Origin of the sequence: Pseudomonas phytophila (genome assembly GCF_025643095.1) — a bacterium.
Taxonomy (GTDB): Bacteria; Pseudomonadota; Gammaproteobacteria; order Pseudomonadales; family Pseudomonadaceae; genus Aquipseudomonas; species Aquipseudomonas quasicaspiana.
This window is the reverse complement of the sequence record NZ_CP081201.1, coordinates 4,750,564-4,762,794: the sequence shown is the minus strand read 5'-3', so window position 1 is coordinate 4,762,794 and position 12,231 is coordinate 4,750,564. Positions and strand designations below refer to the sequence as shown.

Here is a 12,231-nt window from a genome sequence, read left to right as displayed (position 1 = left end):
GGCGCTTGGATTTAACGTTTAATGGGCGCCCTTAATCGGGCAGAGGCGGCTTTGAGATGGCTTTGATCGTACAGAAATTTGGAGGCACCTCGGTGGGCTCTGTAGAGCGTATCGAGCAGGTTGCCGACAAGGTCAAGAAATTCCGTGAGCAGGGCGACGACCTTGTGGTTGTGCTTTCTGCCATGAGTGGCGAAACCAATCGCCTGATCGACCTTGCCAGGCAGATCAGCGATCAGCCGGTTCCTCGTGAGCTGGATGTGATCGTATCGACAGGCGAGCAGGTGACGATCGCCCTGTTGGCCATGGCGCTGATGAAGCGTGGCGTGCCAGCAGTGTCGTACACCGGTAATCAGGTCCGTATCCTGACGGACAGCGCGCACAACAAGGCGCGTATTCTGCAGATCGATGACCAGAAGATTCGTGCCGACCTGAAGGCTGGCCGTGTGGTTGTGGTCGCCGGTTTCCAGGGCGTGGACGAGAACGGCAACATTACGACCCTGGGTCGTGGTGGTTCTGACACCACTGGCGTGGCATTGGCTGCGGCGCTGAAGGCCGATGAATGCCAGATCTACACCGATGTCGATGGTGTTTACACCACAGATCCACGTGTGGTCTCCCAGGCTCAGCGTCTGGACAAGATTACCTTCGAAGAGATGCTGGAAATGGCCAGCCTCGGTTCCAAGGTATTGCAGATCCGCGCGGTGGAGTTTGCCGGCAAGTACAACGTCCCGCTGCGCGTATTGCACAGCTTCAAGGAGGGTCCAGGTACCCTCATTACCATTGATGAAGAGGAATCCATGGAACAGCCGATCATTTCCGGCATCGCTTTCAACCGCGATGAGGCCAAGCTGACCATCCGTGGCGTGCCAGACACCCCGGGTGTGGCGTTCAAGATTCTCGGGCCGATCAGCGCCGCGAATATCGAAGTCGACATGATCGTGCAGAACGTTGCGCACGATAACACCACCGATTTCACCTTCACTGTTCACCGCAATGACTACCAGGCTGCCCTGCAGGTGCTGGAAAACACTGCGCGTGAAATCAATGCCCGTGAAGTGATTGGCGATACCAAAATCGCCAAGGTATCGATTGTTGGCGTGGGCATGCGTTCTCACGCAGGTGTTGCCAGTCGCATGTTCGAATCGCTGGCGAAGGAAAGCATCAATATCCAGATGATCTCGACGTCGGAAATCAAGGTTTCGGTGGTGATCGAAGAGAAGTATCTGGAGCTGGCGGTACGTGCGCTGCACACCGCTTTTGAGCTGGATGCGCCTCGACAGGGCGAGTGATGGTATCGGCAAGGGGCGCGGACTGACTGCGCCTCTTGCGTTATTGCCGGGCGAAAACTGTTCTTTTGCTTTTGCCGGTCGATACCTTGGTGACAGCCGCGCTACTGCCGCGGTTGTCGCCTTCGGTTTGCAGACTGTTGTTCCTGAATGTAGTGCGTGAGGAGAAAGGTATGCTGATTCTGACTCGTCGTTGCGCAGAAAGCCTGATCATTGGTGATGGAGAAATCACCGTGACCGTGCTCGGCGTCAAAGGTAACCAGGTGCGCATTGGTGTTAATGCACCCAAGGAAGTCGCTGTCCACCGTGAAGAGATTTACCTGCGCATCAAGAAAGAGAAGGACGAAGAACCAAGCCATTAATTTTTATTGAATTTTTGGTTTGCAAACGGGGAAAAGGGTGGTTATTATACGCCCCGTGTTGCGGAGAGCTGGCCGAGTGGCCGAAGGCGCTCCCCTGCTAAGGGAGTACACCTCACAAGGGTGTCGGGGGTTCGAATCCCCCGTTCTCCGCCATTATTTGCGTAGTACGTTGTATCTGGCTTTAATCGGTAAGTTGTTGAATTTACTAGAAAAAAGTTCTTGACCAAAAGATTCGACGGCCTATAATGCGCGGCAACAAATGCACTCGTAGCTCAGCTGGATAGAGTACTCGGCTACGAACCGAGCGGTCACAGGTTCGAATCCTGTCGAGTGCACCATTTAAGAGTTGTTTGCAGTAATGCAGGTGACTTTGTTGTAACCAGCGGTGATCTGGTTTATCAAGCGCTAATGCACTCGTAGCTCAGCTGGATAGAGTACTCGGCTACGAACCGAGCGGTCACAGGTTCGAATCCTGTCGAGTGCACCAAACACCAAAAAGCCCGTATCGTCTGATACGGGCTTTTTGCTTTCTAGCGTTTGCCTTTTACGCAGTCGTGCTCGTCGAATGTGACCTGGCTACTGCGGCCTTTCTTCTCGTTATACACGTATCGCGTCTCGCCATTTCTGCTTGAGACCTTGTCGGGTCTGCCCAGCAAGCTTTCTACGTCCTTGCGCGTCATGCCGGGTGGCGTCTGCTGATTGATGATCGCCCGTCGACGTTGCTCGGGGCTCAGGCGGTTGCCGCATCCGTCGTCACGCTGACCGACTATTACCAATTCTTCTGATTGAGCAGCTTTTGATTGAGCGGCTTGTGCTGATCTTCTACCGGATCTGTCCTGCTGTTCAGCGCCGGGAAGCAACGGCGTAACCGAGCCGGGCGGCGCGTTGTAAGCGTCTTGCCACTGTACGTCCTCTCCGCTTGGGCAGCCCAGGGTGGTGAAGGTGATGTTGCCGGTAGCGTCTTCGCAGCGCAGAACGCTCGATGCTTGCAGCAAGGTTGAAGAGCATAGCAGGGCGAGGCCTAGAAGGCGGGCGTGCGTTTGGTTCATCTGGGGTCTTCCGTGACGGATGTCGCAAAAGACTAGTCAAGGTCATTTGGCCGGGCAGGTGTTTTCTTGGCGGGATGTGTCGTCGAAGGTCTATTGCCGCGCAGATTATGAAGTTTGTGTTGCAAGCGCTTGTTCTGGCCAGAATTTTGTAGCGTGCAATGTGGTCAAGCGGTGTATGATTGCGCCCGTCAGCCCCGCCGGGGCTTGTGGAAAACCTCCATGGACTTACCCAGTAGTTACTCAACAGTTTCTTTAAGCAATCATGCATTAACTGATTGATCTCCCGGCGTGCTCCGCTGCTGGGAGTGGAGTTCGCCTATGTCCGAAATCGAAGTAAAAAAAACGCAGGATAGTTTGCAGGATCGTCTGGCTCAGGTTATCGAGCTCCTGCAGCGCCAGCGTATTGTTGAAGACCTGACTCATCGTCAGGAAGGTCAGAATCAAGACCGTGTAGAAAATCTGGTTCACCGGCAGAACCTGGTCGAGCTGCAACGCAAGCTCGAAGATCTTCACTCTGCCGACGTCGCCTACATCCTGGAAGCATTGCCTCTCGAAGATCGTCTGACGGTCTGGCAGTTGGTCAAGGCGGACCGCGATGGCGACATCCTCCTCGAAGTATCCGATTCCGTTCGGGAAACGCTGATCGCCGACATGGACGATCACGAGCTTCTGGCTGCCGCCAAGGAAATGGACGCCGACGAACTGGCGGACATTGCCCCCGAGCTGCCCCGGGATGTTGTCCATGAGCTGATGGAAGCTCTGGACACTCAGCAGCGTGAGCGTGTGCGTTCTGCGCTGTCGTACGATGAAGAGCAAGTCGGCGCGCTGATGGACTTCGAGATGGTCACGATCCGTGAGGATGTGAGCCTTGAAGTCGTTCTGCGCTACCTGCGTCGTCTGAAAGAGCTGCCGGGGCACACCGACAAGTTATTCGTAGTCGATTACGACGGCGTGCTCAAGGGCGTGCTGCCCATCAAGCGCCTTCTGGTCAATGACCCTGAGAAGCAGGTGTCGGAGGTCATGGCCAATGATCCGGTGAGTTTTCACCCGGATGGTGATGCCTACGAGGCCGCTCAGGCGTTCGAGCGTTACGACCTTATCTCCTCGCCGGTGGTGGACAAGAACGGCAAGCTGATCGGCCGTCTGACCATCGACGAAATGGTTGACCTCATTCGTGAAGAGAGCGAAACCGAAGTCCTCAACATGGCCGGTTTGCGTGAAGAGGAAGACATCTTTGCTTCCGTCTGGCGCTCACTGCATAACCGTTGGGCGTGGCTGGCAATCAACCTGATCACTGCATTCCTGGCTTCGCGTGTGATTGGCTTGTTCGAAGGCTCTATCGAGAAGCTGGTCGCGCTGGCAGCCTTGATGCCGATTGTGGCCGGGATTGGCGGTAACTCTGGTAATCAGACCATCACAATGATCGTGCGGGCCATGGCGCTCGACCAGGTCAATACCGGCAACACCAAGCGCCTGCTGCGCAAAGAGCTGGCGGTGGGGCTTATCAACGGTGTCGTGTGGGGTGGGGTGATTGGGGTCGTGGCGTATCTGCTCTATGGCAGCTGGTCGCTGGGTGTCGTGATGACAGCGGCCATGACACTCAATCTGCTGCTGGCAGCTCTGATGGGGGTCACGATCCCTATGGCGCTGTCCAAGCTCGGCCGAGACCCGGCAATGGGGGCGAGCGTCATGATCACAGCAGTCACCGACAGTGGTGGCTTCTTCATCTTCCTGGGGCTGGCCACCATCTTCCTGCTTTAGTTGTTTTAGCTGCATAAAAAAACCGCCCTCGCAGGCGGTTTTTTTATGGTTCGAGGATATGTCTTACAAGGTGGTACTACAAATAACTAAACAATAAAAATCCGCGAATAAAAAAAGCCAGCAATTACGCTGGCTTGAAAAACTTGATCTTGCGATCAGTCTTCGTTGTCTGCAGCCAGCTCAGTGTCGTGTGCAATCAGTGACACCAGTGCGTTCTGCTGACGGTGGGACAATTGACGAAAGCGTTGCAGCAATTCACGTTCATGCAGGGACAGCTCAGGACTGTCGAGGCGCAGGCTAGGTTCGTCGCCCAGTGCACCTTCCTGAATCAAGCTTTGTTCGAGGCGAGCAATGATTTCTGAGTTCATGCTGCGATGGTGGTTTTTAGCTACCTCTTGCACACGATTACGCATGCCGTCTGGTAGACGTACGACGAACTTGTCAGCCGTGCGGCTGGAATAAGTAGCCTGTTTCATAGGGCTCATATATTTAACCGGTTAGTTCAGGGGGAGCGGTTCTTGCAAGTCGCCGCATGGATGTCAATCTGTGACAGCCCTTTTGGCGAAATGTTCAACCGTGTTCTCAAGAGGCCAGCATCATGCCCCAATCTGCCATATCCTTGGCGTCAATTCTGTGACAAATATTGACTCAGATAAAGGCGATTAGCCAGCACCAATTATCAGAATTGCGAGCGAATTAGCAAAGCCCTAAAGCATCCGCTCATCTGTAAGGTGCGAATTCGTACCTTTTACGAGCCCATGACTGCCGTGATGGCTATTTGTCAGCTTAGAAGGTTGCCAGTGGAATACGAATGCTGGCCGACAGACGTGACGGGTAGCCCGCCAGTCCCGCGCTTGACGCTTCGCTGGATCGCAAATGATGGATCCGCAGAGGAGGGGGTTGCAGTTAACGAAGTACCGGGTCGAATTTGAAACGGCGACCGAGGATCAGAGCGACAACAAACAGAACCGAAAACACACCAGCAGCGATCTTTGCAGCACTACTCAGCCCTTCAGCCGTTGCAGGCAACTGAAAGTCAACAGCTACAGCCAGCAAGGCAAGGAGGATGAATGACACAGCGGACTTGGACATGGCGGTTCTCTTTTCGATTATTCGTTGCATCACGGAGGCGTGGAAGACTTCAGAAAACCCAGCGAGGCTCAGTTCTCAGATTTGCTGAGCCAGAGGCTTGGGAATCGCCGTCATTGGCAAGCGTCACAGCTTGAGGCTTGTTGCTGCGATCAGTCATGACCGCCAGCTGCGGTGCCTGGCGCAGCAGGTGGTGCGGCTGAGTCTGCAGCGCGGTTTGCTCTGCTTTACCATCGTCCTGAAAATGAAAAGCCACCAGTGCAACCAGCGCTGCAGCGTTCAACACTGAAAGGGTGATGTTCATTTTCATTTACCTCCGATGGAACTTTCTTAAGGAAGGGTCTCTACCGTCAGTAATAGTGCAGTCTGCATGCCAACTTTGATTGCTAATAAAACCCTTATAAATCAATAGCTTGAAATGTCTGCAGGAGGGTGTTTGCATGCGTTTTGCAATGATGGCCATATGGAGCGTTGCAAAATGCATGACCGTGCAGATTTCGGGCAAATTAAACGGATATGGACCACAGCCGTGTAAGCCAAAGACGACATGACAAAATGGTCATGTGTCGTTAACATGCACGCCGTCCTCGCTGGCACAGTTCTGTGTGCTGGCCACTGCGTCTCAGTAGCTCAATTGGATAGAGCATCCCCCTCCTAAGGGGAAGGTTGGCAGTTCGAACCTGCCCTGGGACACCATCTGACTCAAAGCTTCTTGCAGTCTCCTGGTCTCCTTTTTCTTCTGAAAACCGGCGTCTATCGGGCTACCACTATTTCCTGGTGCTAAGAAGTGACGTCTCCCAGCGACCGATACCACTCCGCGTACGGTGTATTGACGACCTTGTGCCTGTTGAAGTCCGGTGCACCGTCCTTCCACCACACCGGCCCACGTTCCCCCAAGGCCACTTTCGCCGACTGAACGGCTGATCTCGCCGCCGTCATCTCATCAGGATCACCCGACGCCTTTGCTGCCTTGACGGAGCAGCGTGCGGCCATCAGGTCTTTCACCAGGCGCTGGCGCTCATTCTCATCCAGTGCAGGATTGGAACAGCGCCACAGTTGCCCTTTGACAATGAAATAACGGCCATCCGGGGTTACGGGGTTCAGGTTGAAAGCTCCTGTCATCAACATGCGATTGGAATCAGTCTGTAGGAGCGCACGAGCACCGCGAGGCCGCGATAGCGATCTGCCTGAAAAACCGCTATCGCGGCCTCGCGGTGCTCGTGCGCTCCTACGGGGGGAGGGGGACGCGTGAATAAAGCAACTTTGCATGCGACCCGATACCGGTCACTCAGGTTCCTGCACGGCATTGCACCGTTGGAGAAGAGGCGAGCAGGGTGCGCCCGTCCTTGGGCGCTGCTCATCCATTAGCGCTTAAAACCCGATCGTTGCCGAAACCAGATAAGTCCGTGGCGTAGAAAGCGTCAGACCTGGCTCGCTGTCATCCGACGCACCTGCCGAACTCCAGAAGCGTTTATCCATAACGTTTTCGATGTTAGCGCGCAGGGTTACGTCCTTGTCGTCAACCTTGAACGCATAGCGTGCGCCTACGTCGAACCGCTCCCACGAGTCGATTTCCTTAGTGTTGGCCTGGTTCAGGTACTGGGAGCTGGAGTAAATGCCGCGGCCGGTCAGGGTCAGGCCTTTAACATTTGGCACGTCCCACTCGGCCCCCAGATTGACGTTGTATTCAGGTGTGGCGGGGGCGCGTTTGCCGTCGAAGGTGCCGTTGACTGTGCCAGTCAGTTCGCTGTCGATGTACATCACGCCGCCCAGCAGGCGGACGCCTTCAAGTGGCTCGCCGAACAGGGTGAGTTCGACGCCGGTGTTTTCACGCTTGCCGTTTGGACCAAAGCGGGTGGAGATCTCGTTCCTTTCGTAAGCCGGCTGTTTGATTCTGAAGACGCTGGCGGTGAAAGCGAAGGTGCCCAGGTCGTATTTGGTGCCCACCTCAACCTGTCGGCTGAGGAAGGGCGGAAAGATGTCGTCTGCGTTACTTGCGGTAGAAGGAGCAATCTTGCCTTGGCTCAGGCCTTCCATGTAATTGGCATACACCGACAGTTGATCGGTCACTTTGTAGAGGATGCCGCCCGATGGTGAGATCTTCTCTTCGTTATAGCCCGTATCACCTTTGACGTTATCGCTCCAGTCATCGACCTCGACTCGTTGCCAGCGGGCACCCAGTGTCAGCAGCAGGCGGTCATCGAAAAAGCCCAGGGTGTCGGACAAGGCCACGCTGTTGTAGCGACTCTCTGTGTAAACCTTTGCATCTTGCCGTGTGGGATTGCTGGGCGTTGGCGTGTCTACTGGATCGAACAGGTTGCTCGGGGATGCGGCGTACCGTGCCCCGCCATTTTCGAAGTCCATGTAGAAGTAACTGGCGGCCAGATTGACTTCATGGCTCACAGGACCGGTCTGGAACCAGTTGCGCACGCCTGCAGTGGCAGTTCGGACATTTTCATCACGGGTGAAGTCACGGGGCTGGACGCTGAAATCGCCCGCATCATTGGTGATTGAAACCGCATGACGGAGAAAGTCGTGGTTACTTTTACGCGCGCCCACGCCGCCATACACCATGACTGAGTCGCTGACGTCATACTCGGCGTTCACAGCACCAAAGGTATCTCGGGTGCGCGCCTGGCTCCAGGCTTGCGCGTAGTTGCGACGCACGTCGTTGGCGTTGGGTACTTGCGCGTTGGCACCGATCTGTACGCGTTCCTGGGGGGCATCGGTGTCACGTTCGGTGTGCCCGATGTCCGTCGAAAGACGCAGGCGTTCGCCACGGAAATCCAGACCGAGCACCGCCATCTCCCGGTCGACGCTCTGGTGGTCCCATTCGGTGTCGCCTGATTGCTTGACGCCGTTGAAGCGGATGCCGAACTTGCCTTCGTCACCAAACCGGCGGCCGACGTCGATGGCGGTTCCCAGCTGGTTATTGGAGGCGTAGCTGCCGGTGAGCTCGGTGATGGGCTTGTCCGTGGCGCGCTTGGGCACCACGTTGATGCCGCCACCTACGCTGCCTCGCGGTGATATGCCGTTGACCAGCTGACTCGGGCCTTTAAGGATGTCCACCCGGTCAGCCATTTCCATGTCGATCGTATAGGTCGGCAAAATGCCGTACAGACCGTTATAGGAAACGTCGCTGTTGAACAGGCTCAAGCCGCGGATGGTGAACTGTTCGTAACGCCCGCCTGCGGGGTTGGTCGCACGTACCGAAGGATCGCTGGCGACCAGGTCGCCCAGGGTTCTGGCCTGTTGATCCTTGACCGTCTTGCTGGTGTAGGTGGTCATGCTGAAAGGCGTGTCCATGAAATCCCGTGAGCCAAGCAGGCCCTGCGATCCGCGGCGAGCTACCTGGCCTCCGGCGTAAGCCTGACCGTCTGTCGAGCCTGTTGCACCAAGGATCGATGTCGGCGCCAGTTGCAGGCTACTGCTGCCTTCCGGCGCCGGGATCAGGGTGTAGGCATGATCCGCCACCGACACCAGTTGCAGGCCGGAACCTTGCAGCAAGCGTGAGAAGCCTTCTTCCACCGCATAATCGCCAGACAGTCCGGCGCTGTTACGACCACTTACCAGGGCTGGGTCCACCGACAGGTTGACGCCAGCCTGACCGGCAAAGCGGGTAAGCGCCGCGCCCAGACTGCCTGCGGGCACCTCGTAAGTGCGACGGTCTGCACCCTCGGCCCAACTGGACGAAATGAAGAGAGGACTGGAACTCAAAGTCAGCAAAAGGCTGAAATGCAGCAAGGGGCGCAAACGAAAAGGCGACGCTGGGGACATGGAGGTAGGCTCTCATATTTGTTCACTTACCTGTGATGACCGGTGAGGCGAAAAAAAGGGACAGGGGATACGCAGGTTTTTTCGAATTCCTTGCTTTTGATGCTCAAGTCGCTCAGTAAACGGTGGTCCTGTAGGAGCGCACAAGCAACGCGAGGCCGCGATGGCGTTCTGTCTGACACACCGCAATCGCGGCCTCGCGTTGCTCGTGCGCTCCTACAGAAACTTACTTTGTGAGTTTTCCCGTTTTGCAGTTCTATTTCGGACTCCCACAGAGCGCCTATCAAAACACAGTCACCGACCATTATTCAGGCTCTAGAAAACTGGCAGGGTGCCGATAAACGTCATATCGGCGATGGCCCGTTTGATTTCACGCGGTGGTGATGTACGTGAACCGGGCAGGGCCGCAAGGTGCCGTTCAGAGCTCTGGAGCAGGGCTTTGATGTAGAATGTGCGTGATGGCGTAATGCTATTTACTGGTAATTGCACGCCAAAAATGGGCAGCGAAGCTGGACCCGTCTATATGTTTGCCTTTGGGCTCATCTTCTTTCTTCCCTGACAGGATCCCTGATGCTGGCGTACAACCAAAAAAGTTTTCTGATCGTCGACGACTTCTCCGACTTCCGCAGCTCGGTGCGCTCTATGCTGCGTGAATTGGGGGTGAGGGATGTCGACACCGCCGACACCGGAGAGCAGGCGCTGAAGATGTGTTCGCAGAAGCGCTACGATTTTGTTCTGCATGACTTCAATCTCGGTGACGGCAAGAAAAACGGCCAGCATGTGCTCGAAGACCTGATGGTCGACCGGTTGTTGAGCCACGAAAGCGTATTTGTCATGGTCACGGCGGAAAACAGCCAGGCCATGGTAATGAGTGCGCTGGAATGGGAGCCGGATGCTTATCTGACCAAGCCTTTCAACCGGGCAGGCCTGGCGCAGCGTCTTGAAAAACTGGTGCAGCGCAAGGGCGTACTCAAGCCAATCCTGCAAGCGCTGGATCGCGGCAAGCCTGCCGAAGTGCTCGCCGCGTGCGTGGCCCTGACCAAGCAGGACCCGCGCTACGCACCGCTGTGTCTGCGGTACAAGGCGGACGCGCTGCGCGACCTCAAACAGTTTGAACCCCTTGAAGCATTCCTCAAGTCGATTCTGGCTGATCGCCCGGCCCCTTGGGCTTACGCGGCCCTCGGCAATCTATTGCTCAAGCGCAACAAGCACGCCGATGCCCAGGCCGTTTTTGATGCGGCCATAAAAGCCTTTCCCGGTATGCCAACCCTTTACGATGGCTTGGCCGAGGCGCTGGTTGCACGTGGTGATGTTGTGCGTGCCCAGAAAGTGCTGGAAGACGCTGTCAAGATTTCTCCACTGGCAGTGCGCCGACAAACATTGCTCGGCAAGCTGGCGCTGGACAACAACGATTTTGACGGCGCTTCCAAGGCCTTTCGCCAAGCGGTCAACCAAGGTCAGTTTTCGCGTTTCAAGAATCCGGAAACCAATCTTGGTTTCGCTCAGGCATTGATCAGTCGCGGTGGTGATCAAGGCCTGGATGCGCGTGCTCGTGTCGAGATCAATCAGACGCTGAGTGACGTCGCCAAGGAAAACGGTGCCGACCAGGGGCTGCAGGTGCGTACGCGGTTGATGAAGGCCGCCAGCGTCAAGCACTCCGATCCTGAGATGGCGGCCAAGCTGACTGCGGATGCGATGGGTCGCTTGCAGAGCATGGACCAGTTCCTGAGTGCTGATGCCGCGTTGGCCGTTGCTTCGCAATTGCAGAGTCTTGGGCATGAAGAGGCGGGGGCGGGCGTGTTGAAAAGCTGCGCCGAGATTTACGGTGATGACCCGCAGGTGATGCAAAGCATCGCCAAACAGACGGATGACCCCACGATCCTCGGTGCCAACAAAGCCGCCATCGAGCTCAACGTTCAGGGCGTGCGCACCTACAAGGCCGGTAATCTCAACGATGCGCAGGATTTTTTCCGTCGCGCTCTGGCACTGCAAGCCAAGAACATCAGTATCGCCTTGAACCTGGCGCAGGCATTGCTCCATTCCATGGCGACAGCACCTGACGCAGCGAAACTGGAAGAGTGTCGCGCCTGCCTGAAAATGGTTGGCAAGATGCCGGAGAGTGACCCGCGTTTCGAGCGTTATCAAAAACTGCAGAGCAAGGCATTTGGAGCATGAGCGAAAACGAAACGAGTATGGATTTTTCCATGGTCATTGCGTCGACGGTACATGATATGAAGAACTCCCTGTCGACACTGGGTCAGTCTCACAACCGATGGCTGGCGAAGTTGACCGACGAGCAGCGAGACACCCCGGAACATGGAGTGATCGAGTACGAGTTTGCCCGGCTCAACGGCATGCTCGTGCAGTTACTCGGTCTCTACAAGCTGGACGTCAATCAGCTGCCCCTGCGCCCTGACTACCATGAGATGGACGACTTCATCGAAGGGCAACTGGCCCATCATCAAGAGGTGTTGAACAGTCGCGGTATCGTGGCGACCTGCGAAGTCGATGCGCTCATCCCCCTGGGTTTCTTCGACCGCGAATTGATCGGCACGGTGGTGGGTAACGTCACCATCAACGCCATTCGTTATGCCCGCAAGACCATCGCCATCACCGTCAGCGAAGAGGACGGGCAACTCTGCATCGCGATCAATGACGACGGTGCCGGCTTTTCCGCAAGCATGCTTGAGAAGCAGGCTGATTACGCACTGGGTATCAACCAGGCCAGCGGCAGCACCGGCCTCGGACTTTACTTCGCCGCTCGTATTGCTGAGCAGCATCAGCGTAATGGAGTGCATGGGCGGATTGAGCTGGCTAATGGCGGTGCTTTAGGGGGCGGGCTGTTTCGGATCTACCTGCCGTAGTCGTCGCTTACTGAGCTCTCCAACATCGGCCGGAGACTCCGGCGCA

11 protein-coding genes and 4 tRNA genes are annotated in these 12,231 nt (G+C 56.0%); 9 read left to right on the top strand and 6 right to left on the bottom strand.

The window, feature by feature from the left end; all coding sequences use genetic code 11:
- Window positions 1-56 precede the first annotated feature (56 nt).
- The 5 genes from K3169_RS21540 (at window position 57) to K3169_RS21520 (ending at window position 2,135) form a co-directional block, all read left to right on the top strand.
- A complete protein-coding gene (locus K3169_RS21540) occupies window positions 57-1,289 on the top strand; it encodes an aspartate kinase (RefSeq protein ID WP_027900085.1) in 1,233 nt (410 codons plus the stop codon).
- Between the two features lie 170 nt (window positions 1,290-1,459).
- Entirely contained in the window at window positions 1,460-1,648 is a 189-nt protein-coding gene (csrA, locus tag K3169_RS21535) for a carbon storage regulator CsrA (RefSeq protein WP_002554426.1), read from the top strand.
- Window positions 1,649-1,710: 62 nt separating this feature from the next.
- Window positions 1,711-1,801: transfer RNA gene (locus K3169_RS21530), tRNA-Ser, on the top strand.
- 108 nt (window positions 1,802-1,909) lie between these two features.
- A tRNA-Arg gene (locus K3169_RS21525) sits at window positions 1,910-1,986 on the top strand.
- Window positions 1,987-2,058: 72 nt separating this feature from the next.
- Window positions 2,059-2,135, top strand: a tRNA-Arg gene (locus tag K3169_RS21520).
- Window positions 2,136-2,178: 43 nt separating this feature from the next.
- Here the strand turns inward: K3169_RS21520 and bamE are convergent.
- A complete protein-coding gene (gene bamE / locus K3169_RS21515) occupies window positions 2,179-2,697 on the bottom strand; it encodes an outer membrane protein assembly factor BamE (RefSeq protein WP_122396608.1) in 519 nt (172 codons plus the stop codon).
- A gap of 318 nt (window positions 2,698-3,015) precedes the next feature.
- Between bamE and mgtE the strand changes: the two genes are divergently transcribed.
- Entirely contained in the window at window positions 3,016-4,458 is a 1,443-nt protein-coding gene (mgtE, locus tag K3169_RS21510; RefSeq protein ID WP_027900087.1) for a magnesium transporter, read from the top strand.
- 155 nt (window positions 4,459-4,613) lie between these two features.
- Here mgtE and K3169_RS21505 read toward each other — a convergent pair whose 3' ends face one another.
- From K3169_RS21505 to K3169_RS21495, 3 genes are all read right to left on the bottom strand, one after another.
- The gene (locus K3169_RS21505) at window positions 4,614-4,943 is read right to left on the bottom strand and encodes an Arc family DNA-binding protein (RefSeq protein ID WP_027900088.1); all 330 of its coding nucleotides are present in this window, start codon (window positions 4,941-4,943) and stop codon (window positions 4,614-4,616) included.
- A 421-nt stretch (window positions 4,944-5,364) separates the two neighbouring features.
- Complete coding sequence (locus tag K3169_RS21500) at window positions 5,365-5,550, bottom strand: PA3371 family protein (RefSeq protein ID WP_027900089.1); 186 nt, start codon at window positions 5,548-5,550, stop codon at window positions 5,365-5,367.
- 49 nt (window positions 5,551-5,599) lie between these two features.
- Entirely contained in the window at window positions 5,600-5,851 is a 252-nt protein-coding gene (locus K3169_RS21495; RefSeq protein WP_099267518.1) for a hypothetical protein, read from the bottom strand.
- 315 nt (window positions 5,852-6,166) lie between these two features.
- Here K3169_RS21495 and K3169_RS21490 point away from each other — a divergent pair.
- Window positions 6,167-6,243: transfer RNA gene (locus K3169_RS21490), tRNA-Arg, on the top strand.
- An 84-nt stretch (window positions 6,244-6,327) separates the two neighbouring features.
- On the opposite strand, the gene K3169_RS21485 is transcribed toward K3169_RS21490, so the two are convergent.
- Window positions 6,328-6,651, bottom strand: a complete 324-nt coding sequence (locus K3169_RS21485; RefSeq protein WP_231677482.1) for a hypothetical protein — start codon at window positions 6,649-6,651, stop codon at window positions 6,328-6,330.
- 267 nt (window positions 6,652-6,918) lie between these two features.
- Window positions 6,919-9,324 carry a TonB-dependent receptor gene (locus tag K3169_RS21480; RefSeq protein ID WP_263267910.1) on the bottom strand — a complete coding sequence of 802 codons (2,406 nt, stop codon included), beginning with the start codon at window positions 9,322-9,324 and terminating at the stop codon, window positions 6,919-6,921.
- A gap of 567 nt (window positions 9,325-9,891) precedes the next feature.
- Here K3169_RS21480 and K3169_RS21475 point away from each other — a divergent pair.
- Both K3169_RS21475 and K3169_RS21470 read left to right on the top strand, forming a co-directional pair.
- On the top strand, window positions 9,892-11,496 hold the full coding sequence (locus K3169_RS21475) for a response regulator (RefSeq protein WP_231674089.1): 1,605 nt from the start codon (window positions 9,892-9,894) through the stop codon (window positions 11,494-11,496).
- Entirely contained in the window at window positions 11,493-12,185 is a 693-nt protein-coding gene (locus K3169_RS21470; protein ID WP_027902546.1) for a sensor histidine kinase, read from the top strand. Before K3169_RS21475 ends, K3169_RS21470 begins: the two co-directional genes overlap by 4 nt.
- The last annotated feature ends 46 nt before the right edge of the window (window positions 12,186-12,231 follow it).